The following is a 25,584-nucleotide window of genomic DNA, read 5'->3' on the forward strand; positions in this document are numbered from 1 at the left end:
ATTATTATATTTAATTTGAAATTTTGTAGGTCGGCATTTATTTGCTATATGTTGGCAATAAAATTTGGGGCTTTAAAACTCAGACAAATTTCTCAATTCTGTCTGAGTTTTTTCGTATTTTACATTTTGTAACACGATAACGCTATTCAAAATGAAAATTACATTTTATGGACATGCTAGTTTAGGTATTGAGATTAATAATATCCATATTCTAGTTGACCCTTTTATTTCTGCAAATGAAAAAGCTTCTCATATTAGCATAAATAATTTAAAGGCTGATTATATTTTATTAACACATGCACATCAAGACCATATTCTGGATGCCGAAGCTATTGCAAAACGTACTGGAGCAAAAATTGTATCTAACTATGAAATTGTGATGCATTATGATAAGTTAGGTATTGAAGGTCATCCAATGAATCATGGTGGTTCTTGGCAGTTTGATTTTGGGACAGTTAAATACGTAAATGCTATACATACATCATCGTTTCCAGATGGTAGTTATGGCGGTCAACCAGGAGGCTTTATAATTAAAGGAGAACATAAAACTATATATATTGCTGGTGATACAGCTTTAACGTATGATATGAAACTTATTCCAAATCAATTTAAGTTAGATCTAGCTATTTTGCCTATAGGCGATAATTTTACAATGGGTGTTGATGATGCGCTTTTTGCTTCTGAACTTGTAGAATGTGATAAAATACTTGGATATCATTTTGATACGTTTGGCTATATAAAAATTAATCGAGAAGAAGCTAAACGCAAATTTTTTGATAATGATAAAGATTTAATGCTACTAGAAATTGGTGAGAGTTTAGAGTTGTAATTTCTTTAGTTTCAATATTAATCTATTGTTCTTAAAATATTATTAATCTAATACATGTTATTAAATAAATTAGTTATTATCTCTTGTCTTAATCCATTCTTCTCGTAAATCATCACTAACTTTTCCTGTGCCATCATGACGCCATCCTGGAGGTTTTATAAAATAAAGTAATCTACTAGTTAAAGACTTTTTTCCGCTAAAAGCATCTTTAAACATATTAACCCATTCTATAAAAGCAATTTTTACAGGATTATAAGTATTTATATTTTTTACTAAACCATAAACTACTTTTTCATCGTCAAGTTCTGGTTGAAAAGTTCCGAAAAACTTATCCCAAATAATTAATATTCCTGCATGGTTTCTGTCTAAATACAAAGGATTACTACCATGATGAACACGATGATGAGATGGTGTATTCATAATAGCTTCAAACCATTTTGGTAGTTTGTTTATAGTTTCAGTATGAATCCAGTATTGATAAAGAAGGCTTACAGACATTTGAAACATAATCATAGCAGGATGAAATCCTACTAAAGGCATCCATAACCAAAAAATAAAGGTGTAAAAACCACCAGACCATGTTTGCCTAAGTGCTGTACTAAGATTGTAATATTGTGACGAGTGATGCACAACATGAGAAGCCCAAAACAAACGGCATTGATGTGCTATTCTATGATTCCAATAATACGTAATATCATCAGCAAAAAAAATAAGTATAAAACTCCACCAAGTTACTGGTATTGTAAATACTCTAAAATTGTTATAAATCCAAAAAAAAGCTAATAGTACTAAAGCTTTACTTAAAAATCCAAGAAATACATTTCCTAAACCCATAGTAATTGACGAAAAAGCATCTTTGGCTTCGTAACCTTTTACATGTTTTAATTGCTCTCTAGTTGTTACAAATAATTCTATAAGCATCGTTAAGACAAACACAGGTATGGCAAAAAGTATAATATCTGGGAATTCTGGTGTTTCCATTTTTTAGATTTAAAGGAGCTGTAAATTACAAATTTTATTGATTATTTTTGGGCTGAATAATGACAGCAACTTATCATAAATATATTTTAAACTTTAAACAGCCAAGTGGTACGTCACGAGGCGTTTTAAAAACTAAAGAGACTTGGTTTTTAAGATTAACTGATAACGAAAAAATAGGTGTAGGCGAGTGTGGTGTGTTTAGAGGATTAAGTATTGATGATAGACCAGATTACGAAGACAAATTAAAATGGGTTTGTGAAAACATTAACTTGGGTTTAAATAATTTGCTTAGTAAACTTGTTGAGTTTCCTAGTATTCAGTTTGGTTTAGAAATAGCCTTTAAATCATTACAGAGAGCTTTTCCTTTTGAATTATTTCCTTCAGAATTTACAAAAGGAAAAAACAATATTCCTATTAATGGTTTAATATGGATGGGAAGCAAAGCATTTATGAAGCAGCAAATAAAAGAAAAGCTTGAAGCTGGTTTTACGTGTATAAAACTAAAAATTGGCGCGATAGATTTTCAAACCGAATTGAGTTTATTAAAATCTATACGCAAAGAGTATTCTGCTAAAGATGTAGAATTGCGTGTTGATGCAAATGGAGCATTTCATGCAGATAATGCATTAGAGAAATTAAAACAACTTTCAGATTTTAATTTACACTCTATTGAGCAACCAATACAGCAAGGTCAATTTGAAGCTATGGCCAGACTTTGTGAAGAAACACCTTTGCCAATTGCTTTAGACGAAGAATTAATAGGTGTGTTTTCTGTAACTAAAAAACAAGAATTACTACAAACTATAAATCCGCAGTACATTATCTTAAAACCTAGTTTAGTTGGTGGTTATAAAGAAAGCCAAGAGTGGATAGGTTTAGTAGAAGAACGTGAGATAGGTTGGTGGATTACTAGCGCTTTAGAAAGTAATGTTGGTTTAAATGCCATTACACAATGGACATTTACTTTAAAAAATAAAATACCACAAGGACTTGGTACTGGAGGTTTATTTACAAATAATTTTGATAGTCCTTTACAAGTAAAAAATGGTGCTTTGTATTACAACACAAATTTAGATTGGAAATTTAATTTATAAAAATGAATTACATACAACAGGCATATAAAGGAGAGAATGAACCTTGGAAAATTGTTTTAACCTTGATATTAGTATCAGGTCTTTTTGTTGGGAACATTATATATTTTATGTTTTTTGGAGATGGAATAGATGTCATTGAAGAACAAAAAAAATTATTAGAAATGATACCAAGTAAAAACTTTTGGTTAGCAATAAATTTATTGCCATTTGTAATTTTACTAGGCCTTTTATTCTTGTTAGTAAAGTCATTGCACAAAAGAAGCTTACTCAGTTTAACCACAGCTAGACCCAAAGTAGATTGGAGTAGAGTAGCTTTTTCTTTTTTATTAATTGTAATTACTGCGCTTGTGTTGTTTGGTATTAGTTATTATTCTGACCCATCATTGGTTGAGTTGCAGTTTAATCCTTTAAAGTTTACAATTTTATTAATTATTAGTCTTTTAATGTTTCCGCTTCAAATTGGTTTAGAAGAGTATTTGTTTAGAGGCTATTTAATGCAGCAGGTTGGTATTTTGGTGAAGAACAAATGGTTTCCTTTAATACTTACTTCTGTTTTATTTGGATTGCTTCATGGAGCAAATCCTGAGGTTGCAGAGATTGGTTCTATTATTATGGTGTATTATATTGGTACAGGCTTACTTCTTGGTATTATGACTTTAATGGATGATGGATTAGAATTGGCGTTAGGCTTTCATTTTGGTAATAATTTATTAGCAGCTACCTTAGTAACGGCAAAATGGTCTGCTTTGCAAACAGATGCTGCTTTTGTTTATACCGCAGAGGAAGCTTCAACTCAAATTTCTGAAATAGTTTTACCAGTTTTAATAATTTATCCAATACTACTTTTTATACTTGCTAAAAAATATAAATGGACCAATTGGAAAGATAAACTCTTTGGTAAAGTTAAAGCACCACCAAAAGAAAATTATAAGATTATAGAATAAAAAAAAGCTGTCTAAAAAGTGATGTTTTTTGTCATTTTGAGCGAAGTCAAAAATCTCAATTATCTATAAATTAGAATATTGATTCTATAGAGATTCTTCATTTTAATTCAGAATGACACTTTTTAGATAGCTTTTTTTCTATGTGCTATTTGAGTTTTTATTCTGTTGCTTTAAGTAGTATTGCGGCTTTATTAAAATCTGAAGCTGCGTTAATGACATCTCTAAATTCTTCATAACGATTTAAATCGTACTCATGCGTTTTATAAAACTCTTCAATGCTAATTGTAATTGTATTACCTTCTTGTTTGTATGATGATTCAAACTTTGCAATTTTTTCGCCATTTAAAGCTTTATAACTTTTATCAATATTTAATGAGTTTAAACCTTCAGCCGTATAACCATCAGGAATAGTAACAACAATAGAATAGTTGTAACGGTTTGGATAGGTCATCTCTATTGGGTTTATGCGTTCTGTTTCTTGGTATAATTCACTTTGTGTGCCTATAACCAAGCCAACTTGAAATATATAGCTGTCTCCAGCATCTTCTAATAAGGCCTCAGAAGTAATTGTAGATGTTACAACAAATGGCTTGTTGTATTCTAGTTGATTCATTTCTGCATGTTCTACTTTATAATCTAAAATCTCTTTATCTTCAATACCAGAACCTGTTAAGTAGTCTTTAAACTCTTTCTTGCCTTGATCTGTAGAGAGACTTAAAACGGCTCTATTGGTTTCAGACCAATGCCCATAATACTCTTGGTATTCTGATATGGTTACGCTCTCTAATTCGTCAGAAAAACTTATGTCCATATCTCGTTTAATTCTACTATAATCTTCATCATACTCTACAATTTTTGTAAAATAGTGGTTAAAATCTGATTCTATAAACAAACCGTAATTACCTAAAATATTAAAAGGTGCTTCACCAACTCTAGATTCTATTCTGTCTGGAGCTATGTACTTTTTCTCAGTAGGTAAGTAGATTAAAAAGTCACGTAACATACCTGGAATAAAGAAATTTGGATCAAACTTGGTTAAAAAACGATTTGCAGTTATTACAATTTCGAAATCTACATTTAATGCTTTTAAAAAGTGTGCATAAACCTTTACAATACCATAATCACTTGCCGATTTGTTAGTGAGAATGTAATCTAAATTTGTAAGATCTTCGTTATTGTTTTTTACAATTGTAAAGTTTGTTTTAATATAATTATCGATTCGAGTTGCTTTCTCAAAAGGCGATAAATCTGTTTTGCCTTCTGTAATTGTTTGGATGTCGTTTTTAATTTTCTCTGAAACTACTTCTGGAAAAAACTGTCTTCCAACATTGTTAGAAACATTACTCCAAAACATATCTTGAGTTATATTTTGCCCTTCAGGAAAACATTGGTATACAACTGCAATATCATTTGCTTTTGGTGTAGAATATTCTTCCTCAATCATTGCAGGAATATTAGTTAACGTTAATAGTTTTCCCGAATATTGATCTGTAGAAACATCTTTAAATTCTTCTTCGGTTCTATATGCTTTTACATTAGAATTTAAGCCGTTGGTTACAAATAAAAACTCTGCATTTTTAATTTTATAATCTGCTTGTATCGTTTCAGAACCATACATGTCGTACTCTTTTTCTACAGTATATAAAACCTCTATTTCTGAACCTTTCTCAACACCTTCAATAGCAAAAATTTTAAAGTCGCCATATTCTTCAACATTTTTTACTTCTTTAATATTGTCTTTATTTAAAAGCGTGATTTTTCCGTTAGCATTTATTGTTCTTGCTTTTATATCTACTACATTTTTTACTGAATACATTGGGATATATACAGTGTTGTGCTGACTTATACCTTTGTCGTCGTTTACTCGAGCTATGGTATGTTCTGTTTCAAAACGTCTAGGTTCTGCAGAAAATTGACCTTTTGAATATTCTACAATATGTTTTTTTAAAATGACTATTGAAGATTCATCTTGCTCTTTTTTTGTTAGCTCATGAAGTTTTGGGTCTTGGCTCCAATTGTAAGTTTTATAGTACTGAGCAAATGAATTGGTTGTTGCAAGTAACAGAAGTATTAGTGCTTTTTTTATCATTATATTTTTTCTAAAATTATACTTTTTTTATAAGCTTTTGTTAAGCTTTTTATGAAGCTATTCCAGCTTTCAAAATTTTCATTTTTTATACTAAGTGTATTTACATTTAAAAATTTATGTTGTGTTATTACATTGTCTTTTACAGTATACGAAATTTTGAAACTATAGTTTGGGTTTTCAAACGAAAGTGCTTTAGGGATATAACTTGCTTTGTAGCCTTCGGGAATTTCAAAAGTTGATGTAAAATCTCTATTAAATTTATAATCAATCTTTTTACTATACTTACGTTCTTTTAGATTATCTATTTTACTCTTAGATAATGTACGGTCTATATTTAGATTCACGTATATTTTATCAGATATGGTTTTTGTATAACTATCTATAGTTAAATCATAACTTAATATTAAAGGCGTGTTTTTATTGTCAAAATTGGCTTTGGTAATATTGGTGTATTTTGTTTTGTTATTACCTAAGGCTAAGGTTGTGTTTAAAAATTCTTCTTCGGTTTTATCATCTTTTTTATACGTGTAATTTGAAATGAATTCAACTTTTTCATAGCCTTTTAAAGCACGTTTTTCTTTAACCTTTATTGTTCCGTTATCAAAAGTGATTTTGCTTGTAATTTTTGAGGTACTCTTTTTGGCATCTTGAACAGGAACCTTAATTACCTTAAAGTTATTTTCGTCGATACCTAAAAGCGCTTCTTTGGTTTGTGTAAATGCACTCGGCATCCCAAATGGCACGTAACTATCTGTGGCATCTAGAAAAATGGTGTCATTTTCTACAATGGCAGTATTTATCATATGATTGTCTACCATTGGCGTTGGTACATCAAAGTAAGAATAGTTTCTGTTTCGAGTTCCGATCCAAGTTCTATAAGATGTTATACCAACATGATTAAGCATTTCGTATAATAGGTTTGCCATATCCTTACAGTCGCCATAACGTTTGTCACAAACACTTGCAGCACCACGAGGAATAAATCCACCTAAACCGTCTTCAAAAGCAACATAAGTAATATTGTCTTGAACCCAATTAAAAATTGCTTCAGCTTTTTCGCGTTTTGTATTTAGAGGTTTTACAATATCATCTGCAATAGCATAAACTTTATCTAAAGCATTTACATCAATTTGATCTACTAATGATGTATACCATTTGTATAAATCGCTTACATCGTTTAAAACATTATGAGTCTTTCCGTTTTTCTCATAACTCTTTATATAAACAATAATATGAGGCAAGTAATATAAAATGGCTTCGCTATCTTCTTCGCCTTGAAAACCTTTAATATTATTAACTGTCCATGTATAAATATTGTTATCACCAGACAGCTCTTTTTTAAAGTCTAAATTTATGCCTTGTGTATTAAAATCTATATAACCAATAGTTACATTTTTAGGAAACTCAATAGATAATTGAGCACTCTTTGTTGGCACAAAACTCCCAAACCTAAAAAGACCTAAAAAATGAGGGTCTTTTATGATTTCTTTATAACTTAAATTAGTTACAGCACCTTTTGTTACTGCAGGAAATGTGAAGTTTTTAGATTCTTGGTCGCTATAAAAAACACCATTATCAAAAGCACGTTTCGTTTCAATATAATCGACATTAATTTTTTTGTTTGTACTTGGGATGTATGTGTAAGCTTCAATATCTTCAATAGTTGTAAAGCTATCAAAATGCATAGCTTCATTTGCAAAAACAAGTTTTTTAGATGTTAGATATTCTGCTTGTTCAGAAATATTTTTTGCAATATTAAACTTATGTTTATTGAGTTCAATTTTTATATGTTCATGTCTTTTTAAATAGATATAGTCTTCATCAGAAAAATCTTGCGAAAAAGCCAAAAAAGGGATTAATAAAAAGAGAAAAAAAGCTTTATTCATTTGTTTTAGGTTTACATTCAAATATAGATATATTTTAATATTTATGTTTAACTTGAAGCCGTTAAATATATTATAAAGTTACGATAGCTAATATCATACCAAAATGACACCTACGTTTGATAAAATTCACTTAAAATTTAAGTTTAATTCTAATAAATATACGTTTAAAGACTTAAAAGAAGTTGCTTATAGCTTTGTAAAAGAAGGCGACGAATTTGAAAAAAATATTGGTGATTTTTTTTTAGATTGGCTGGATGATAAACCATATATAGAGACTAAAACGTCTGGTTCTACAGGTGTTCAAAAAGTGATTAGACTTAGTAAACAAGCGATGGTGAACTCTGCTATTGCTACTGGAGATTACTTTAATCTTAAACCAGGAGACTCAGCTTTACATTGCTTACCATGTAATTATATTGCTGGAAAAATGATGATGGTTAGAGCACTTATATTAGGCTTAGAGGTTGATGTAATTAAACCTTCGTCAGCTCCAATTTTTAGTACGAAAAAGCGTTATGATTTTAGTGCGATGGTTCCGTTACAGCTCAAAAACTCATTAAAAAATTTGCAGCATATAAACACTGTAATTGTTGGCGGTGCTTCAGTTTCTCATAAGCTGATTGAAGATTTAAAGTCTTTAAAAACCACTGTTTATGAAACTTATGGCATGACAGAAACGGTTAGTCATATTGCTGTGAGACAGTTAAATAGTTTAAAGCCTTCTCAGACCAATTATTTTAAAACATTGCCAGACATAGAGATAAGTCAAGATGCTAGAAATTGTTTGGTAGTTAATGCACCTAAATTATCAGATGAAGTTGTAGTAACTAATGATATTGTTGAATTAAAGTCTGAAACTCAATTTAAATGGCTCGGTCGTTTTGACAATGTTATTAATTCTGGAGGCATAAAATTGTTTCCTGAGCAGATAGAAGTAAAGCTTCAGAATAGAATTAGACGACGTTTTTTTATTACTTCAGAAAAAGATGAAGTATTAGGAGAAAAAGTTGTGTTGGTTTTAGAAGACGAGTCTAATGTACTAGATAAATCGTATTTTAAAGATTTAGATAAGTTTGAAATCCCCAAAAAAGTATATTCAGTTTCAAAATTTAGTGAGACATCTACAGGAAAAGTGCAACGCCAAAAAACATTTCTAGAGGCAAAAGCTTAGTTCACTCACTCAAAAGAATACTTCACGCATTATTGGTTTTCTAATTAATGAATTGGTTTTAGGTTTACAATAAACTTAAATACAATCATTATAAAACAAATGCCAAAGTTAATGGTTGGTTAGATAGATTTTTTTTAGTTGAATTGGTATTTGTTTAAAAGCAACTTGATTATTTGGGTTGCTTTTTTTAAACCTGTAAAACACCCATATTAAAAGGTTTTTCAATAGGAGCGTGGTTAGCAGCTTCAATTCCCATGCTAATCCAAGTTCTGGTATCTAAAGGATTTATAATAGCGTCTGTCCAAATACGAGCAGCAGCATAATATGGAGAGACTTGATTGTCATATCTATCTTTTATTTTATTAAAAAGCTCGGCTTCTTTTTCAGGCGTAATTTCTTCGCCTTTTTTAAGTAATGACGCTTTTTCAATTTGTAGTAGCACTTTAGCAGCAGAGTTACCGCTCATTACTGCAAGCTCGGCACTTGGCCAAGCAACAATTAATCGAGGGTCGTATGCTTTTCCGCACATAGCATAGTTTCCAGCTCCATAACTGTTTCCTATAACAATAGTAAATTTTGGAACTACAGAATTACTCACAGCATTTACCATTTTGGCACCATCTTTAATAATGCCTCCATGTTCAGATTTACTACCAACCATAAAACCTGTTACATCTTGTAAAAAGACTAACGGAATTTTCTTCTGATTGCAATTGGCTATAAAACGTGTAGCCTTATCTGCACTATCATTATAAATAACACCACCAAATTGCATTTCACCTTTTTTGGTTTTTACTAGCTTTCGTTGGTTGGCTACAATACCAACTGCCCAACCGTCTATACGAGCATAAGCAGTAATAATTGTTTGCCCGTAACCTTCTTTGTATTCGTCAAACTCACTGTTGTCAACTAAACGTTTGATGATTTCTTTCATATCGTATTGATCGGCTCTCGATTTAGGTAGAATACCAAACATATCATCAGGGTTCTCTTTTGGTTTTTTTGATGCTACTTTACTAAAACCAGCCTTATCGTAATCACCAATTTTATCTATTAAGCGTTTAATAGTATCAAGAGCATCCTTATCATCTTTAGCCTTATAATCAGTTACACCAGAAATTTCACAGTGTGTAGTTGCACCACCAAGTGTTTCATTATCGATACTTTCTCCAATAGCAGCTTTAACCAAGTAACTTCCGGCAAGAAAAATGCTTCCAGTTTTATCTACAATTAAAGCTTCGTCACTCATAATAGGTAAGTAGGCACCACCAGCAACACAGCTTCCCATAACTGCTGCAATTTGGGTAATGCCCATACTACTCATTATCGCGTTATTTCTAAAAATGCGACCAAAATGTTCTTTATCTGGAAAAATTTCATCTTGCATTGGTAGATAAACACCTGCAGAATCTACTAGGTAAATAATAGGTAATTTATTTTCTATAGCAATTTCTTGAGCTCGTAAATTTTTTTTTCCAGTTATAGGGAACCAAGCACCAGCTTTTACAGTTGCATCATTTGCTACAACAATACATTGCTTTCCGCTAACATATCCAATTTGTATTACAACACCACCAGAAGGACTACCACCATGTTCTTCGTACATGCCTTCTCCAGCAAAAGCTCCAATTTCAATAGACTTAGATTTAGGGTCTAGAAGATAGTCAATACGCTCTCTAGCAGTCATTTTGCCTTTAGCATGATGCTTTTCTATACGTTTTTGTCCGCCACCTAATTTTACTTTGGTAAAGCGTTTTTTTAAATCTGAAACGAGTAGTTTATTGTAATCTTCGTTTTTATTGAAGTTAATGTCCATTCTTAATATTATTTTGCACGAATTTACAAAACCAATTCATGTATAAAAAGTGAAAGGTTTGTTAAAAAATATAACACGGAATTATTTTCCTTGGAAACTAAATTTATTTACTTTATATTTGTACCATCAATTTAAAATTAAAGAAATGAAAAGAGATAAGATTATTTATTATGTAGCAACAGGTTTATTAACCTTGTTAATGTTGTTTTCTGTAAGTATGTATTTTTTTAAGCATGACGATGTAGCAACAATGTTTACAGCATTTGGGTACCCAACATATATTATATATCCATATGCCATTGCAAAGCTGTTGGGATTATTTGCAATTTGGAATCCAAACTTTAAAATAATTAAAGAATGGGCTTATGCAGGCTTCTTTTTTGCTTTTATTTTAGCATTTTTTGCACATTATATGATTGGCGATGGCGAACAAACAGGAGCATTAATTGCATTTGTATTATTAATAGTATCATATATTTTTAACAAAAGAATAAATTAGAGATTTCCTTCTTCAAGGAAATGAATAAAAGAATAATTAAATGAAAAATATAATAGCCTTTGCAGGAAGCAACAGTAAAAATTCAATTAACAAGCAACTAGCAACTTATGCAGCAAATTTGGTATCTAATGTAGAAGTAATTGTTTTAGATTTAAACGATTTTGAATTACCTTTATATGGAATAGATTATGAAGTTGAACATGGCATACCAGATAATGCGCATAAGTTTTTAGACTTAATTAAGTCAACAGACGGAATTGTTTTATCATTAGCAGAACACAATGGTGCTTATGCTACAGTGTTTAAAAATATTTTTGATTGGATGTCGCGTATAGACGGAAAATTATGGAGTGGTAAACCAATGTTATTAATGGCTACATCTCCAGGAGGCAGAGGAGGCGCAACAGTTTTAGAAATTGCCAAAGGACGTTTTTCTTATATGGGAGGAAATATAGTTGCAGATTTTAGCTTGCCTTTTTTTATGGATAATTTTTCTGATGATAAAATTGTAAATCAAGATTTAAACGAAGAATTAATTGGTAAAACCACATTGTTATCTAAAGCCTTATAAAATGAATATTGAGCAATTTGATGATGGTAAAAAAGGAGAATTCTATATTGAAATAGAAGGAACTCAACTAGCCAAAATGACTTATACTTATGCAGGTGATGATAAAATTATTATTGACCATACAGAAGTTAACGAAAAACTTAAAGGTCAAGGTATTGGTTATAAACTTGTAGCTGCTTCAGTCGAATTTATGCGAGCAAATAATATTAAAGTGATTCCTTTATGTCCTTTTGCTGCAGCTGTATTTAAGAAAAAGCAAGAGTATTCAGATAGATTAGTTTAAAACTATGGGAGATATTTCAACAGATATAAATACAACTTTTCCTAATAAAAAGGTAAAGGCATTATTAAATATTATTTATACAGCAAACTGGATAAGTAGCCATCAAAATGCATTTTTTAAACCTTTTGGAATTTCTCCACAGCAGTATAATATTTTAAGAATATTAAAAGGCGCAGGAGAAGCTATTAAAGTGCAAACTATTAAAGAGCGTATGTTAGAGCGTGCGCCAAATGCAACACGATTAATGGACAAATTATGTGATAAAAATTTAATACATCGTTTGCCTTGTCCAGACGACAGACGTGTTGTGCATATTGAAATAACAAAAAATGGATTACAACTGTTAGATGAAATTTCTAAAGAATTTAAAGATGATTTATTAGAAAATATAACAGAAAAAGAAGCAGACCAATTAAGTAATCTACTAGATAAAATACGATAGCGTATTTTTTTAATCAAATAGTTTCCATGGAAACTATTGCAAATAAAGATAAAATGAAATTAAATACAATAAAAAGAGCAGGGCGAAGCCACTTTGTAGACATGGGGCCAATTCGGTTAAGACAACCGTTTCCAACCCAACATATAGAAATGATAGACCCATTTGTATTATTGCATCATTATGGGCCCTACGAGATATCAGAAACAAATAATCCGTTCGATTTGGGACCACATCCTCATAGAGGCTTTGAACCCATTACATTTTTGGTGCAAGGCGAACAACTGCACAGAGATTCATTAGGAAACGAAAGTGTTGTTAAAGCTGGAGATGTACAGTGGACAACAGCTGGTCGAGGTATAATTCATGCTGAAGGCCCAACAAATGAGTTTGTTCAAAAAGGAGGAACACTTGAGGGGATACAGTTATGGTTAAACTTACCAGCAGAAAAAAAGATGATACAGCCTAACTATCAGCATGCAAAAAGTGAAGACTTTAATGTTGTAGCCTCTGAAGATGCTAAAGTTAACGTGCAAGTTATTGCCGGAGCCTTTAAAGGTAAAAACGGAAGAATAGTAACGCAAACATCTGTTAATGCATTTATGATAGATGCAAAAAATGGAGGAGAACAGTTTATACAGTATTCTAATTTACATCAAGGTCTACTATATTTATTAAACGGAAAAGTTACCGTAAATCATGTTGAAGCTTTAGAGTTAGATAAAAACCAATTAATGGAGTTTCAACAAGATGGAGAAGGTTTTTCAATAAAAGCAGAAGAAAACAGTAAACTATTATTTCTATCTGGAAAACCAATTGATGAGCCAGTTGCAACTTATGGGCCTTATGTAATGAATAATCAAACAGAATTGTTAGAAGCAATGAGAGATTATCAAATGGGAAAAATGGGATTTCTCCCAGCTAATTAAAATTAAAAGAGAAAAGTTATGAAAACAATACTTCATAAATCAAATACAAGAGGATTTGCTAACCATGGATGGTTAAAATCTCATCATACGTTTAGTTTTGCGAGTTATCAAAATGCAAAACGCATGAATTTTGGAGCACTTCGTGTTTTAAATGACGATGTAGTACAACCAAAAATGGGATTTGGAACGCATCCTCATCAAAACATGGAAATCATTTCAATCCCATTACAAGGGGCATTATCCCATAAAGATAGTATGGGTAATAAACGCGCTATAGAAGTAGGAGAAATACAGGTTATGAGTGCAGGTACAGGATTAACACATTCTGAATTTAATGATAGCAAAACAGACGAGGTTAATTTTCTGCAATTATGGATTTTTCCTGAAAAACTAAATATTGAACCAAATTATAACCAACGCTTATTTCCTTTAGAAGGAAAAAAGAATCAGTTGCAAACTGTTGTTGCGCCAAAAGATAAGCTCGAAGACAATGCACTTCCAATTAATCAACAAGCTTATATTTATAGAACAAATTTAGATTCAGAGACTAGTGTTAATTTAAAAGTGAAATTACAACAAAACGGATTTTATGTTTTTGTTGTAGAAGGTGAAATCCAAATAGATAACACCTCGTTAGGGAAAAGAGATGCTTTAGGTGTATATGAAACAGAAAATATACAAATAAAAGCGAATCAAAGTTCTGAGGTGATAATCATTGAAGTTCCTATGAACTAGATATAATTATTGATTAATAGTATAGAGGCTATCTAAAAAGTGTCATTCTGAATGAAAATGAAGAATCTCAATAAAATAAAAAATTTGATTTATAGATAATTGAGATTTTTCGACTCCGCCCAAAATGACAATATAATTACTTTTTAGACTGTCTCTTTTTAGTTTAAAAATGCGATATTTGTAATTCCCTTAAAAACAAAACTAAATTATGGCAATGAATAAAAATACAGTATTAGCATGGGCTACTACTATAATGATAATAGTAGGATTAGGTTTAATAGCACTTGGAGCATTTCGATATGATGACGTAGCTGGTTGGGGATTTGCAGCTGTTGGGATTGGCTTTTTTGCTATTGCTTGGGTGTTTAACGCATTAAAAGGCAGAGTTTAAAGCTTTTTAATGAGTAGTATTCGGTCAATCAAATAAACAGATAAACATAGCAACTTCTTAAACTAATAAACTCAAAAAAAATGAGTGATGATAAAAAGATAATATTTTCAATGTCTGGTGTAACTAAAACATTTCAAAGTGCAAACACACCAGTTTTAAAAAACATATACTTGAGCTTCTTTTATGGAGCAAAAATTGGAATCCTTGGTCTTAATGGTTCTGGTAAATCTACCTTATTAAAAATAATCGCAGGCGTCGATAAAAATTACCAAGGTGATGTAGTATTCTCTCAAGACTATTCAGTTGGGTATTTAGAGCAAGAACCAAAACTAGATGAAGACAAAACAGTGATGGAAATTGTTAGAGAAGGCGCAGCAGAAACTGTTGCTATTCTTGACGAGTACAATAAAATTAATGATCAGTTTGGTTTAGAAGAAGTCTATAGCAATCCAGATAAAATGGAAAAGCTAATGAATAGACAAGCAGAACTTCAAGATCAAATAGATGCTGCTAATGCTTGGGAGTTAGATACCAAATTAGAAATTGCTATGGATGCATTACGTACGCCAGATGGTGATAAAAAAATTGGTGTGCTTTCAGGTGGTGAGCGTCGTCGTGTAGCCTTATGTCGTTTATTATTGCAAGAACCTGATGTCTTATTGTTAGATGAACCTACCAACCATTTAGATGCAGAATCTGTACATTGGTTAGAGCATCATTTAGCACAGTATAAAGGAACTGTAATTGCAGTAACACACGATAGATACTTTTTAGATAATGTTGCAGGTTGGATTTTAGAATTGGATAGAGGAGAAGGCATTCCTTGGAAAGGAAACTACTCATCATGGTTAGATCAAAAATCTAAGCGTATGGCTCAAGAAAGCAAAACAGCCTCTAAACGTCAAAAAACGTTAGAGCGTGAGTTAGAATGGGTTCGCCAAGGTGCAAAAGGTCGTCAGACAAAGCAAAAAGCACGTTTAAAAAGTTACGATAAGTTAATGAGTCAAGATCAAAAACAACTTGACGAAAAACTTGAAATCTATATTCCTAACGGACCACGTTTAGGAACCAATGTTATTGAAGCAATAGGTGTAAGTAAAGGCTATGATGATAAGTTGTTATATGGCGATTTAAACTTTAATTTGCCGCAAGCAGGTATAGTTGGTGTAATTGGACCTAATGGAGCTGGGAAAACCACCATTTTCAAGATGATAATGGGAGAAGAAACTGCAGACAAAGGCGAGTTTAAAGTAGGAGATACAGCCAAGATTGCTTATGTAGATCAAAAGCACTCAAATATTGACCCAAATAAATCGATTTGGCAAAACTTTAGCGACGAGCAAGAATTGGTAATGATGGGAGGAAAACAAGTAAACTCTCGTGCTTATTTAAGTCGATTTAATTTTTCTGGAAGCGAGCAAAATAAGAAAGTAAGTTTGCTTTCTGGAGGTGAGCGTAACCGTTTGCATTTAGCAATGACGCTTAAAGAAGAAGGTAATGTGCTACTTTTAGACGAACCTACTAATGATTTAGATGTCAATACATTAAGAGCTTTAGAAGAAGGTTTAGAAAACTTTGCAGGCTGTGCTGTGGTAATTAGTCACGACAGATGGTTTTTAGATCGTATTTGTACACATATTTTAGCTTTTGAAGGTGACTCTGAAGTGTATTTCTTTGAAGGCAGTTTTTCTGATTATGAAGAAAACAAAAAGAAACGACTTGGTGGTGATTTAATGCCAAAGCGCATTAAATATAAAAAACTAGTTAGGTAGTTGTTTATAAACACTAGTTATAGCATATTTTAATTGAAAGTAAAAAAGAATAAGGTAAAAAACAGATTAGTTGTTGCTAGTATTATTTTGAGTGGATTAGTATCATATATTGGTCTTTCAAATTATTTCAAAGTAGTAGTACTTAATAGAACGGATTCTTATCTATTTGGAAAAGAAGAAGTTTCATTTCAGCCTTATTTTTATAAGACACCTGAGTTGTTTTCAATGGTGAATTTGATTTTAGTCTTTTCATTTTAGGAATATGGAATGTTGAAGCAAAAAAAATAAGTCAGACTAAGATTATCGGAATCATGTGGTTTTTTATTATTGTATTTTCAATGCACAATTTTTTAGCGCGTATAAATTAAAACAGACAAACAGTCAGAACAACATACGTAATTAATTGTTAATTTTGGATATACTCGGAAACCCTACGAATTTTCATCTGGTTCGCTTTCTTTTGCTAACTTATTGCTGACACAATGAAGCCATACATAAAGCTATTGTTAATGATTAAACCTAATTGATATAAGCACAAGAATGAATCGTGAAATAATCGATATAAATGATTACACAATCTTGTTGGAAGAGGCTTCTACCGATAATAATTTAATAGATTCATGCTTTTTTGACGAACCTGTAATAGCTATCGCCTTTTATGGTGCAGGTGATGTTAGACTTAACGTAAAATTTGATGGAAAAGTCAAAGAATTCCATCACACCAAAGGTATGGTGCTATCATTTTATGCAGATGATATGGTAGAGTTTGAACATCATGTTTCCAAACTAAAATCTCTGCAATGTTTAGTAATCGCAACAACAATAAGAAACATAGACAAATTGCCTAATGGTGAAGGTCAATTCTTAGAACAATTTTTACATCAATTAATTCACCCAAAAGATCATTATGTTGAAGGTCCAGTATTTAATATGAGCCCAGAAATGTTTCAATTAGTTGAACAGTTCTTTAGCAATACCTATGAGGGCGAAATTAAAATGATGTTTTATAAAAGCCATATCACAGCTTTACTTTCTCATTATTTTGGACAGTTGGCAAAACAACAACACACAAAACTTGATACTTCGCAAATAGAAAAAATCAATCTAGCCCAAGAAATTTTAATATCCGATTTGGAAAACCCGCCTTCATTAACAGAGCTTGCCTATAAAATCGGAACAAATACAAATAAACTTAAAACAGAATTTAAAGCTCAATTTGGCGTACCTGTTTTCAAATATTTGCAAAACGAACGGCTAAAAAAAGCTTATAATTTAATAAAGAACGAACGAAAAACTATTCAAGAAGCGGCTTGGGCTGTAGGATACGATAGTTTAGGTTCTTTCTCTAACGCTTTTGAAAAAAAGTTTGGCTATAGACCTAGCCAAGTGTAAAATTCTTTTCGAATAAATCATAATTCTTTTTGAATAAGTTGCTGGAAGACAGCTACTATAGATTTGTATCATAATTTAAAAACTAAAGATTATGATTAGTAAAAATTTATTTAGCATTGTATGTGGTATACTCGTTTGGATTTTAGGAGTTAGCTTTTACCTCTTATCATTTTATGTCCCCATTTTAGAAAATCTGGAACTACAATCTAATAGCGCATTGGCTTTAGGTATCATACCTAGTGCATGTATAGGAACATATCTGTTCTATACAAAAAGTCACATAAAACCATCTACATTAGGGCTTACATTCGTTATTGTGGCAACGCTTCTAGATGTAATAGTTACGGTTCCAGTCTTTATAGTTCCAAATGGTGGAAGCTATTTAGAATTTTTCGGAGACCCAATGTTTTACACAATTGTAGTTGAGTTTTACTTCATTGTATTCTATTTCGGAAATCATTTAACCAATAAAAAAATCAAAGCATGAAAACTATTGTTTTTTTATTACGGTTTTATTGAATGCACTTTCTACAGGTTTTTTCTTTGCTTGGTCTGTTTCAGTCATATTGGGAATAAAAAAAGTAGGTCATTTAACGTATTTGGAAACCATGCAAAGCATTAATAGAGAAATCTTGAATCCATTGTTCTTCATTGTGTTCTTTGGAAGCTTAATTGCATTGGGAATAACTACTTATTTAAGTTCAATAACAAAACTGTATTTGTGTTAGTGTTGGCATCAACAATCATTTATCTAATTGGCACCTTTGGAGTTACAGCTTTTGGAAATGTTCCCTTAAACAATGAACTAGAAGCATTAACCATTACCAATCTTAAAGCAATAGAGCTAAAGAATTTTAGAATCTATTATGAAAGTGCATGGAATCATTACCATGGTATTAGAGCCATTTCAAGCATGGTTTCATTCATTCTATTACTTATATCAACATTTATTCAAAAAACATTTTAAAACAATTCATTATGAAAACAAACATTTTAGTTATCGGAGGAACTGGAAAAACTGGTCGCCGAGTAGTCGAGCAATTACAAAACAAAGGAATTGAACCAAGAGTTGGCTCAAGAAATTTATTGCCAAGCTTTGATTGGGATAATAAAGATACGTGGATCAGTGCTTTAGAAGGCATCGAAAAAATGTATGTTACGTATTATCCTGATCTTGCTGTTCCAGGAGCCAAAGAAGCTATAGAGAGTTTAACTTATTTAGCAAAAGAATTAGGTGTTAAAAAAATGGTGCTGCTCTCTGGAAAAGGTGAAACTGAAGCTGAAGCTTGTGAAAAAATTGTGATGAATTCTGGAATGGATTATACAATAGTTAGAGCATCTTGGTTTAATCAGAATTGGAGCGAAAGCTTCTTTTTAGACCCTATTCTTTCAGGAGAAGTGGCATTACCAATGTCTGATGTATTAATCCCGTTTGTAGACGCTAATGATATTGTAGAGGTTGCTGCTACTGTCCTACTCAATGATACATACAATGGTGAAATTATTGAGGTAACTGGTCCTGAATTAATCACTTTTAAGGATATTGTCAATATCATTTCAAAAACTAGTAAAAGAAATTTGAATTTTTACGATATCACGCTAGAGCAATATATCGATGGCATGAAACAAATGCAAATGCCTAATGATGTTGTGTGGTTAATTGAGTATTTATTTAGTCATGTTTTAACCAATCCAAAGAACCAACTTGTAGTTAATGATATTGAACGAGTTTTAGGAAGAAAAGCGAAAACATTTCTAGAATATGCACAAGAAACTGCTGAAACTGGGATTTGGAGTCAAGTTGAAGTCCAATAACTATTGCCAATAATGTGTATGAGTAATAGCGATTTGAATCTTAATTGAAGTTGCTATTCTTTTTTTTTATTGTAAATTACTTTCTGAATAGTAGTATCTTTTGTTCGCTATTACTTATACAGAAAACCGTTAGCCAATTAATTCAAAATAAATAAGATGAAAGTTACAGCCGAGAAAAACGAAAGAATTGCTAAAATGACATTTGCATCTGTGTATCCACATTACATAAATAGGTTAGAGAAAAACGGTAGAACGAAAGAAGAATTTCATCAAGTGATAGAATGGCTAACCGGATTTGATGAAAAACAAATACAAGAAATGATTGATGAAAAAGTAACGTTTAGAACATTTTTTCAAGAAGCTAAAATACATCCTAATGCACATTTGATTAAAGGAGTCGTTTGTGGATATAGAATAGAAGACATAGACGATGAATTTGAATTGTATAGACAATGTAGATATTTAGATAAGTTGTATGATGAATTGGCAAAAGGCCGTAAAATGGAGAAAATTTTACGAGTAGAAAAGAAATAGTACCTGTAGTGACAGAATGTATAATTAATTGTTTTGCAAGTGCTTATTTGTAAAACTCTATAGAAATACTCTTTGTCAAGATTTTATTTGCTAATTTAGTTGCTAACCACATCAACAAAGCCATCTACGAATGTGTTTGAGTAACTCAATATGAAAAAAATAATATTAGCCATATCAATTTTAATAACTTCATCTGCCATTAGTCAAGAAATAGAATTAGTAAATTTTAAATCAACTGATTGTACTGAGGAAAGAGGAATTGGTGACAGCATCCTTTTTAAGAAACAAAATGGCAATACTTTAATTATAAAAATTACTGCAGAATTTAATTGTTGCGGAAGTGTTTCAGGTTCAATAGATTTAAAAAAAAGATTTCTTAAAAAAAACATTCTTAATCTCACATATGAAGATTATTCAGAAGAATATTGTAACTGCATTTGTTATTTTGAGTATACATACACAATAGAAGGTATTAAAAAAGAGAACTATCTAGTTTATATAAATGGTAAAGAAATTGAATACACAAATTAATTGCTTAGTACTAGCAAGCTTCTTTCTTATTGTTGTGAGTTGTAAAAAAACAACCAGTGAAACAAAAAAAGATAATCAAATCAAATCTTTAAAAGATAGTATCTCTAGTACTATTAAAAGTGATTATTTTGCCTTGCTTGATACAATTACTGATGTTTCAACACCAATGCATTATGAAATAGCACGAACTAATTATGTAAGAGAAAGTATAATAACTAAAACTGTAATAAACATGAAAGGTTTCCTTCATATTCAATATAAGCTAGACTCGATAATCCCCATAATTTTAACCAAAAATAATCACGCTATTAATCTTGGTTTTACTAATAGTTCAGAAAATAAAATTAACGTGTTAAAAAATGATTATTCGTTTATTCGAGCAAATAATATATACTTTAATGCAGCATTTATTTTTAACCAAAATAAACACAAAATAACCTATGCAATAAGTTACTCAGGAAAGCAAAAAGGAAAATTTTGGCATCACGCGGGATTAATGAAAAACTAACTCACTCAAAAACAATACCTGTTAAAAAGAGTTTCTGGTGCATTTGTGAAAAAGAATGAAAGTAAAAAAAATAAGAGGACATAAAAGAATTTGGAACGACATTGAAAGATGGAAAAAAGCTAATCTGTACCTTGATATAGAAAAACTTAAACATTCCGAAAGAGATTATGTAAAAATTTGGATTCATCCTTTTAGCAGTATTTCTTTAACTAATAGCCAATATCCAGAACCAAAGGGAGAAACTAAAAAAAGAATTTTAAATGGTCTTTTTGATATTTATGAGTGTTGGGAAAAACAACTAAATCAACTAAATAAACCTTATTATTTAAAAATATGGCTTTATACACCAAGGTTTTCTAAATCACAAGTTGTCTGTTCGATCACAAACTCAATTAATCTTTATAAAAATACATTTAGTATTCCAGAAAATGTAAAAACCTTTAAGCCTAATTCTGTTGGGGTTGCAGAAAGTAGAATTAAAAATTATAAATGGGAACATAGAGTTGACGAAGAGTTTTTAGATAATACCGAAATAGGGCAACCAGAAGACTTTAAAACAGTAAACGATTACTATGAAAACAAAAAGTGGTTTGAAGCAAAATTAAAAAAATCACACAGAAAGACAGAATATAAAAAACCAATAGCAAACATAACTGAATTTTATGCTTTTAAGCTAGGAGACGTTTGGCTTGGGGAAAAGTAAATTAATAAAGTAAAGTAGTATTAACCAATATAGAATCATTAAAAAATTTAATATGAAAAAATTAGTATCAGTATTAGCATTACTATTATTTTTAAATTTTGCGTATACCCAAGAAGTTAAAAAATATTACGATAGTGGGCAGTTATTCTCAGTTGGAAAACAAGAAAACGAAAAGCGAGAAGGTTTATGGAAATTCTATTATAAAAATGGTAAATTAAATTCTGCTGGGACTTATGAAAATGGATTGAAAAATGGCGTATGGGATTACTATTTCGAAAATGGTAAACTAGCTGAAAATAAAAAATATATAAACGGCGTACTTGAAGGTTATGCCACAGAATATCATAAAAACGGTATACTATCCAGAATTGGAAAATATAAAGAAGGAGTGAAAAATGGTGAATGGAAAGTATTTAAAGCCAATGGGAAAATTGCTGAAACAGCAAATTACACCACAGGTAAAGATTATGTCGAATGGATGAGCTATAACGTAAACGAAAAACTATATAAAACAGGATATAGAATGTTAAAAACACGAGATCGTTTAGGTAAATGGAAATATTATCATGAAAATGGAAATTTAAGTTGGAAAGGATCTTTTTTGAGTGATAAGTTTGATGGTGAATGGATTGGATATCATGAGAATGGTGAAATCTATAAAACCGAAATTTGGTCTTTAGGAAAACTTAAATCTATTTTATCTTGTTACGACGGACAAGGAAACAAATTAGAAATAGGCACGCTTAAAGACGGAAATGGTACTGTAAATAATTATGATATAGATGGTAATTTATCTAGTACTATAACATACAAAAATGGTGTAAAGCAAGAATAATACTGCTAATATCACAAGAATTGTTTTTTTCTAATGCAGCAAAAATGTCTGATGAGTATGAAGAACTTGTGCCCAAAAGAAACTAAGACTATCTTCTTAATTCAATTAAAAACAAAGGATTATCAAAAAAAATAGCAGAAATTGAAAGACAGGCATGACGTCGAGAAATTCACTCATTAAAAGAACTAACATTTAGAACAACGATCTCAAAATTTACAAAGGCTATAAAAGGAAGAAAAGATTTGTATTACGAAGACATATTTTTATCTAGAGTGAAATATACCGATTTTATTAAGGATGAACCTGAAAATAGATTTAATGTTATTACAACTAAAAATAAGTTTTATGAATATGAAAAAGAGTTAAGATTATTTATATTTTATTACCCAAAAATTGAATGAGGAATATATCCGCCATATAATACTTTTATTGGAAGAAGATTAAAAGTTGATTTAAGGGAGTTGATTGATGAAATTTGCCCAAGTCCGTTTCTAGACAAGTGGTTTGATAAAACCTTAGTAGAGATTTTAAATAAAATAAACCCAAGTTTGAGCAAGAAAATAAAAGCCTGCAATTAGCAGGCTTTTTTATTTATTATTTAACTATTGTTTTAGTTTTTTGTTTTCAGCTCGAAGCTTAGAGCTTTTTAGTAAGCTTAATATTAAAAGGCTAATAATTGTAACAATTGCAATAGATAGAATTACTACAATTTTTTCAGTTTCATTTTGAGGAGTTACTATTAAGTTAATAGAATTTAATGTCATAATTTAGTTGTTATCATATAAGTGACCATCGGTAAAGTCTTTATAGCTTTTTTCTACATCAGATTTAAAACCACTCATTTCAGATAATTTCTTATTCTCCGCTTTTAACCTGTACATTTTAATTATAGCAACACCTATTAAAAATGCAAAAATACTAGCAGTAATAATTAGTACAATTGTGAGTTGTGTAGTGGTTACGAGCGCATAACTTTGGTGAGTATATAGTAACATATAATAGGTTTATTAGATTTGGTTTGGTGCTCAAATATACAATTTTAATTGAAACTCTAACTGTTTAAAAATAAAAATGTTATAAAAAAATAAATCGACGAAATGCATATATTGTCTACGTATGCATCATTGCAATAGGTGAATATTTCTGTTTTTTTCAGTATTAATAGGGTGTTTAAATAGGTATTGCTATTTAAAATAATCTTAAAAAAAAGCTAACTTTTTTAAATCTGATTTAGGCTATTTTTGTAACATTTTTTTTGTTTTTACTACTGATATTTTAGCAGTTAATGTTTTTAAAATCATATTTTTTAACGAAATTGCTTATCGTAAAATTGTTCAACTTAAAACACTACATATACTATGTCTGATGATTTTGATTTATTAGAAACCAATACAAACGAAAAAAGCGAAAAAGTAGATGTCAATTGGGGAAAAGCCATCGACACTATGAAATCTAAATTAGCTCAAGAAGATGACCCTGAAAGTCGCCAAAAAATATTAAATGCAACATTAGACGATGTTGTGCACATGGCAGAAAAGGACAGAACGACTTTGCTTGACGCTATAAAGGATTTAACAGATTATCAAGATGAAGTAGGTATTATGTTTGAAGGTTTTTCAGCACTAAATGCTGCAGAACAAAAAATAATTGATGATGCCATAAAACGTTTAGAACGTGCTAAAGTTGAGTTAGAAGATGCTCAAAATAAGCCAGACACGTGGTGGAATAACCTTTGGGGAAGAAAAGGTAAAATCAAAAAAGCTGAGCAAGAACTAAAAAATGCTCAAAAAGAGCGTGATGCTTCAGATAATAAGGCAAAAGCAATGTTTCAGCAACGTATTGAGAGTGCAGATGTGCAAACCCTATTAAATGAGTTGTCATTTAAAAGTCAAGCAGCAATAAAGCGATTAAAAGACAGAGAAGTAGAAATTAAAGAAGTAGAAGAAAGCCTTAAAGATGCTATTGTAGAAGCTAGTAAAAATCATACTAAAGCTCTAGAAAAGAAAAAAGAGGTAGAAAACCAATTAGAAGAACAATACGCATTGTTAAAGCAAGCGCGTCAAGCATTAGAAGAAGTAGCAGATAAGCAATCTGCAGAATATTCAGATGCTTTAGCAAAAGTAACGCAACTTGAGCAAAAAGTTGAAGAGTTAGAAGGGCTTAAAAATGCATACACAACATTAGCCGCAAGTAAAGATAGTTTTGTACATAAGCATAATTTAACAATTAAAGTATTAACATCATTACGTAGTAATTTACAAACACATCGTGCTAAATTAAAGTCAGATACAGACGAAAGGTTAAAGTATTATGACGGTTATGTAGTGGCTTTAAAAGCAAGAACAGATCAAGAATTTGCTGCAATTTTAGAGCATTTAGGTGTTAAAACAGATGAGCATATAGGAGAAACATTAGCATCTATGCATACAGCAAGTGCTAAAGCACGTCAAGAAATGATGGATAATATTCCAGTTCATGAAAAAGTAATGCAAGGTGTTTATGGCAGTTATGCAGAGGCTTTACAAGAGATTCGTAATAAAGATAAGTCTATTCAAAAAAACTTTGCTGAGCGTTATGGTATCGATATGAAAGAGATTTTCGAAGATTATTATGCAGCTGACCCAAATGAACCAGCAGGTGATGACAAAAAACCTTCTGGAGAACCAAAACCAGAAGCAGGAGACGACGACTTATTAGGATAAATTTATTATGGCGTTTCAGCAGTTGTTTTTAAAAACAACTGCTGTCAGGCTTTCACTACTCGCTCTCTGCGAGGCGCTCAAACAAACCGTTCAATCCTTAACGCAAAAGCTATTTTTTATAATAACCAATAAACA

The 25,584-nt window shown here is 30.9% G+C and carries 28 protein-coding genes; 22 read left to right on the forward strand and 6 right to left on the reverse strand.

The annotated features are described in order from the left end of the window. The first annotated feature begins 151 nt into the window (after positions 1-151). Positions 152-829 (forward strand): metal-dependent hydrolase, encoded by a 678-nt coding sequence (locus BXY80_RS06740; protein WP_120200505.1) that lies wholly within the window; start codon positions 152-154, stop codon positions 827-829. A gap of 69 nt (positions 830-898) precedes the next feature. Here BXY80_RS06740 and BXY80_RS06745 read toward each other — a convergent pair whose 3' ends face one another. Next, entirely contained in the window at positions 899-1,810 is a 912-nt protein-coding gene (locus tag BXY80_RS06745; protein ID WP_120200506.1) for a sterol desaturase family protein, read from the reverse strand. 59 nt (positions 1,811-1,869) lie between these two features. Between BXY80_RS06745 and BXY80_RS06750 the strand changes: the two genes are divergently transcribed. Together BXY80_RS06750 and BXY80_RS06755 are read left to right on the forward strand one after the other, a co-directional pair. Then, complete coding sequence (locus tag BXY80_RS06750; protein WP_120200507.1) at positions 1,870-2,904, forward strand: o-succinylbenzoate synthase; 1,035 nt, start codon at positions 1,870-1,872, stop codon at positions 2,902-2,904. A gap of 2 nt (positions 2,905-2,906) precedes the next feature. Then, a complete protein-coding gene (locus BXY80_RS06755; RefSeq protein ID WP_120200508.1) occupies positions 2,907-3,848 on the forward strand; it encodes a CPBP family intramembrane glutamic endopeptidase in 942 nt (313 codons plus the stop codon). A 157-nt stretch (positions 3,849-4,005) separates the two neighbouring features. Here BXY80_RS06755 and BXY80_RS06760 read toward each other — a convergent pair whose 3' ends face one another. Next, complete coding sequence (locus BXY80_RS06760) at positions 4,006-5,937, reverse strand: DUF3857 domain-containing protein (protein WP_120200509.1); 1,932 nt, start codon at positions 5,935-5,937, stop codon at positions 4,006-4,008. Beyond that, complete coding sequence (locus tag BXY80_RS06765; RefSeq protein WP_120200510.1) at positions 5,937-7,823, reverse strand: DUF3857 domain-containing protein; 1,887 nt, start codon at positions 7,821-7,823, stop codon at positions 5,937-5,939. Before BXY80_RS06765 ends, BXY80_RS06760 begins: the two co-directional genes overlap by 1 nt. Before the next feature lie 103 nt (positions 7,824-7,926). Here BXY80_RS06765 and BXY80_RS06770 point away from each other — a divergent pair, with 103 nt between their 5' ends. Then, entirely contained in the window at positions 7,927-8,994 is a 1,068-nt protein-coding gene (locus BXY80_RS06770; RefSeq protein WP_120200511.1) for an AMP-binding protein, read from the forward strand. Positions 8,995-9,181: 187 nt separating this feature from the next. Here the strand turns inward: BXY80_RS06770 and BXY80_RS06775 are convergent, their stop codons facing one another. Then, positions 9,182-10,810 carry an acyl-CoA carboxylase subunit beta gene (locus tag BXY80_RS06775; protein WP_120200512.1) on the reverse strand — a complete coding sequence of 543 codons (1,629 nt, stop codon included), beginning with the start codon at positions 10,808-10,810 and terminating at the stop codon, positions 9,182-9,184. Between the two features lie 145 nt (positions 10,811-10,955). On the opposite strand from BXY80_RS06775, the gene BXY80_RS06780 reads away from it, so the two are divergent. The 17 genes from BXY80_RS06780 to BXY80_RS06860 all read left to right on the forward strand — a co-directional run bounded on the left by BXY80_RS06780 (position 10,956) and on the right by BXY80_RS06860 (position 22,747). After that, complete coding sequence (locus tag BXY80_RS06780; RefSeq protein ID WP_120200831.1) at positions 10,956-11,309, forward strand: DoxX family protein; 354 nt, start codon at positions 10,956-10,958, stop codon at positions 11,307-11,309. A 40-nt stretch (positions 11,310-11,349) separates the two neighbouring features. Continuing rightward, entirely contained in the window at positions 11,350-11,880 is a 531-nt protein-coding gene (locus tag BXY80_RS06785) for an NADPH-dependent FMN reductase (RefSeq protein WP_120200513.1), read from the forward strand. A gap of 1 nt (position 11,881) precedes the next feature. Continuing rightward, the gene (locus BXY80_RS06790; RefSeq protein ID WP_120200514.1) at positions 11,882-12,163 is read left to right on the forward strand and encodes a GNAT family N-acetyltransferase; all 282 of its coding nucleotides are present in this window, start codon (positions 11,882-11,884) and stop codon (positions 12,161-12,163) included. Between the two features lie 4 nt (positions 12,164-12,167). After that, positions 12,168-12,605: a MarR family winged helix-turn-helix transcriptional regulator gene (locus tag BXY80_RS06795; protein WP_120200515.1), complete on the forward strand. Its 438-nt coding sequence runs from the start codon at positions 12,168-12,170 to the stop codon at positions 12,603-12,605. 26 nt (positions 12,606-12,631) lie between these two features. Next, on the forward strand, positions 12,632-13,531 hold the full coding sequence (locus tag BXY80_RS06800) for a pirin family protein (protein WP_120200516.1): 900 nt from the start codon (positions 12,632-12,634) through the stop codon (positions 13,529-13,531). Between the two features lie 18 nt (positions 13,532-13,549). Beyond that, on the forward strand, positions 13,550-14,266 hold the full coding sequence (locus BXY80_RS06805) for a pirin family protein (protein ID WP_120200517.1): 717 nt from the start codon (positions 13,550-13,552) through the stop codon (positions 14,264-14,266). Positions 14,267-14,474: 208 nt separating this feature from the next. Continuing rightward, positions 14,475-14,657, forward strand: coding sequence for a CAL67264 family membrane protein (locus tag BXY80_RS06810; protein WP_040249340.1), 183 nt, complete (start codon positions 14,475-14,477; stop codon positions 14,655-14,657). Positions 14,658-14,737: 80 nt separating this feature from the next. Beyond that, entirely contained in the window at positions 14,738-16,429 is a 1,692-nt protein-coding gene (ettA, locus tag BXY80_RS06815) for an energy-dependent translational throttle protein EttA (RefSeq protein WP_120200518.1), read from the forward strand. 540 nt (positions 16,430-16,969) lie between these two features. Continuing rightward, on the forward strand, positions 16,970-17,821 hold the full coding sequence (locus tag BXY80_RS06820; protein WP_120200519.1) for a helix-turn-helix domain-containing protein: 852 nt from the start codon (positions 16,970-16,972) through the stop codon (positions 17,819-17,821). Between the two features lie 91 nt (positions 17,822-17,912). Beyond that, positions 17,913-18,308 (forward strand): DUF5367 family protein, encoded by a 396-nt coding sequence (locus tag BXY80_RS06825; RefSeq protein ID WP_120200520.1) that lies wholly within the window; start codon positions 17,913-17,915, stop codon positions 18,306-18,308. Between the two features lie 240 nt (positions 18,309-18,548). After that, complete coding sequence (locus BXY80_RS14045; RefSeq protein WP_245977198.1) at positions 18,549-18,788, forward strand: DUF1772 domain-containing protein; 240 nt, start codon at positions 18,549-18,551, stop codon at positions 18,786-18,788. Between the two features lie 11 nt (positions 18,789-18,799). Next, on the forward strand, positions 18,800-19,636 hold the full coding sequence (locus BXY80_RS06835; RefSeq protein ID WP_120200521.1) for an SDR family oxidoreductase: 837 nt from the start codon (positions 18,800-18,802) through the stop codon (positions 19,634-19,636). A 156-nt stretch (positions 19,637-19,792) separates the two neighbouring features. Beyond that, positions 19,793-20,170, forward strand: coding sequence for a DUF2200 domain-containing protein (locus BXY80_RS06840; RefSeq protein ID WP_120200522.1), 378 nt, complete (start codon positions 19,793-19,795; stop codon positions 20,168-20,170). A gap of 150 nt (positions 20,171-20,320) precedes the next feature. Next, positions 20,321-20,701 carry a hypothetical protein gene (locus BXY80_RS06845; RefSeq protein WP_120200523.1) on the forward strand — a complete coding sequence of 127 codons (381 nt, stop codon included), beginning with the start codon at positions 20,321-20,323 and terminating at the stop codon, positions 20,699-20,701. Further along, complete coding sequence (locus BXY80_RS06850) at positions 20,685-21,209, forward strand: hypothetical protein (protein WP_147376109.1); 525 nt, start codon at positions 20,685-20,687, stop codon at positions 21,207-21,209. The genes BXY80_RS06845 and BXY80_RS06850 overlap by 17 nt, the downstream gene beginning before the upstream one ends. A gap of 55 nt (positions 21,210-21,264) precedes the next feature. Beyond that, positions 21,265-21,912 (forward strand): hypothetical protein, encoded by a 648-nt coding sequence (locus BXY80_RS06855; protein ID WP_120200525.1) that lies wholly within the window; start codon positions 21,265-21,267, stop codon positions 21,910-21,912. Between the two features lie 52 nt (positions 21,913-21,964). Beyond that, the gene (locus tag BXY80_RS06860) at positions 21,965-22,747 is read left to right on the forward strand and encodes a toxin-antitoxin system YwqK family antitoxin (RefSeq protein ID WP_120200526.1); all 783 of its coding nucleotides are present in this window, start codon (positions 21,965-21,967) and stop codon (positions 22,745-22,747) included. 602 nt (positions 22,748-23,349) lie between these two features. Here the strand turns inward: BXY80_RS06860 and BXY80_RS13915 are convergent. Both BXY80_RS13915 and BXY80_RS06865 read right to left on the reverse strand, forming a co-directional pair. Next, on the reverse strand, positions 23,350-23,511 hold the full coding sequence (locus BXY80_RS13915; protein ID WP_162843283.1) for a hypothetical protein: 162 nt from the start codon (positions 23,509-23,511) through the stop codon (positions 23,350-23,352). A gap of 3 nt (positions 23,512-23,514) precedes the next feature. Continuing rightward, positions 23,515-23,742, reverse strand: coding sequence for a hypothetical protein (locus tag BXY80_RS06865; protein WP_120200527.1), 228 nt, complete (start codon positions 23,740-23,742; stop codon positions 23,515-23,517). Positions 23,743-24,105: 363 nt separating this feature from the next. Here BXY80_RS06865 and BXY80_RS06870 point away from each other — a divergent pair, with 363 nt between their 5' ends. Further along, complete coding sequence (locus tag BXY80_RS06870; RefSeq protein WP_120200528.1) at positions 24,106-25,449, forward strand: coiled-coil domain-containing protein; 1,344 nt, start codon at positions 24,106-24,108, stop codon at positions 25,447-25,449. The last annotated feature ends 135 nt before the right edge of the window (positions 25,450-25,584 follow it).

Origin of the sequence: Ichthyenterobacterium magnum (assembly GCF_003610635.1) — a bacterium.
In the GTDB taxonomy this organism is placed as follows: domain Bacteria; phylum Bacteroidota; class Bacteroidia; order Flavobacteriales; family Flavobacteriaceae; genus Ichthyenterobacterium; species Ichthyenterobacterium magnum.

Bases quoted from the DNA above. Each gene is read 5' to 3' on its own strand.
- BXY80_RS06780 (WP_120200831.1), top strand. From the start codon at position 10,956: ATGAAAAGAGATAAGATTATTTATTATGTAGCAACAGGTTTATTAACC.
- BXY80_RS06800 (WP_120200516.1), top strand. From the start codon at position 12,632: ATGGAAACTATTGCAAATAAAGATAAAATGAAATTAAATACAATAAAA.
- BXY80_RS06750 (WP_120200507.1), top strand. From the start codon at position 1,870: ATGACAGCAACTTATCATAAATATATTTTAAACTTTAAACAGCCAAGT.
- BXY80_RS06785 (WP_120200513.1), top strand. From the start codon at position 11,350: ATGAAAAATATAATAGCCTTTGCAGGAAGCAACAGTAAAAATTCAATT.
- BXY80_RS06755 (WP_120200508.1), top strand. From the start codon at position 2,907: ATGAATTACATACAACAGGCATATAAAGGAGAGAATGAACCTTGGAAA.
- BXY80_RS06845 (WP_120200523.1), top strand. From the start codon at position 20,321: ATGAAAAAAATAATATTAGCCATATCAATTTTAATAACTTCATCTGCC.
- BXY80_RS06840 (WP_120200522.1), top strand. From the start codon at position 19,793: ATGAAAGTTACAGCCGAGAAAAACGAAAGAATTGCTAAAATGACATTT.
- BXY80_RS06820 (WP_120200519.1), top strand. From the start codon at position 16,970: ATGAATCGTGAAATAATCGATATAAATGATTACACAATCTTGTTGGAA.
- BXY80_RS06790 (WP_120200514.1), top strand. From the start codon at position 11,882: ATGAATATTGAGCAATTTGATGATGGTAAAAAAGGAGAATTCTATATT.
- BXY80_RS06745 (WP_120200506.1), bottom strand. From the start codon at position 1,810: ATGGAAACACCAGAATTCCCAGATATTATACTTTTTGCCATACCTGTG.
- BXY80_RS06810 (WP_040249340.1), top strand. From the start codon at position 14,475: ATGGCAATGAATAAAAATACAGTATTAGCATGGGCTACTACTATAATG.
- BXY80_RS06870 (WP_120200528.1), top strand. From the start codon at position 24,106: ATGTCTGATGATTTTGATTTATTAGAAACCAATACAAACGAAAAAAGC.
- BXY80_RS06760 (WP_120200509.1), bottom strand. From the start codon at position 5,937: ATGATAAAAAAAGCACTAATACTTCTGTTACTTGCAACAACCAATTCA.
- BXY80_RS06805 (WP_120200517.1), top strand. From the start codon at position 13,550: ATGAAAACAATACTTCATAAATCAAATACAAGAGGATTTGCTAACCAT.
- BXY80_RS06825 (WP_120200520.1), top strand. From the start codon at position 17,913: ATGATTAGTAAAAATTTATTTAGCATTGTATGTGGTATACTCGTTTGG.
- BXY80_RS06865 (WP_120200527.1), bottom strand. From the start codon at position 23,742: ATGTTACTATATACTCACCAAAGTTATGCGCTCGTAACCACTACACAA.
- BXY80_RS06835 (WP_120200521.1), top strand. From the start codon at position 18,800: ATGAAAACAAACATTTTAGTTATCGGAGGAACTGGAAAAACTGGTCGC.
- BXY80_RS13915 (WP_162843283.1), bottom strand. From the start codon at position 23,511: ATGACATTAAATTCTATTAACTTAATAGTAACTCCTCAAAATGAAACT.
- BXY80_RS06795 (WP_120200515.1), top strand. From the start codon at position 12,168: ATGGGAGATATTTCAACAGATATAAATACAACTTTTCCTAATAAAAAG.
- BXY80_RS06860 (WP_120200526.1), top strand. From the start codon at position 21,965: ATGAAAAAATTAGTATCAGTATTAGCATTACTATTATTTTTAAATTTT.
- ettA (WP_120200518.1), top strand. From the start codon at position 14,738: ATGAGTGATGATAAAAAGATAATATTTTCAATGTCTGGTGTAACTAAA.
- BXY80_RS06765 (WP_120200510.1), bottom strand. From the start codon at position 7,823: ATGAATAAAGCTTTTTTTCTCTTTTTATTAATCCCTTTTTTGGCTTTT.
- BXY80_RS06770 (WP_120200511.1), top strand. From the start codon at position 7,927: ATGACACCTACGTTTGATAAAATTCACTTAAAATTTAAGTTTAATTCT.
- BXY80_RS06740 (WP_120200505.1), top strand. From the start codon at position 152: ATGAAAATTACATTTTATGGACATGCTAGTTTAGGTATTGAGATTAAT.
- BXY80_RS06855 (WP_120200525.1), top strand. From the start codon at position 21,265: ATGAAAGTAAAAAAAATAAGAGGACATAAAAGAATTTGGAACGACATT.
- BXY80_RS06775 (WP_120200512.1), bottom strand. From the start codon at position 10,810: ATGGACATTAACTTCAATAAAAACGAAGATTACAATAAACTACTCGTT.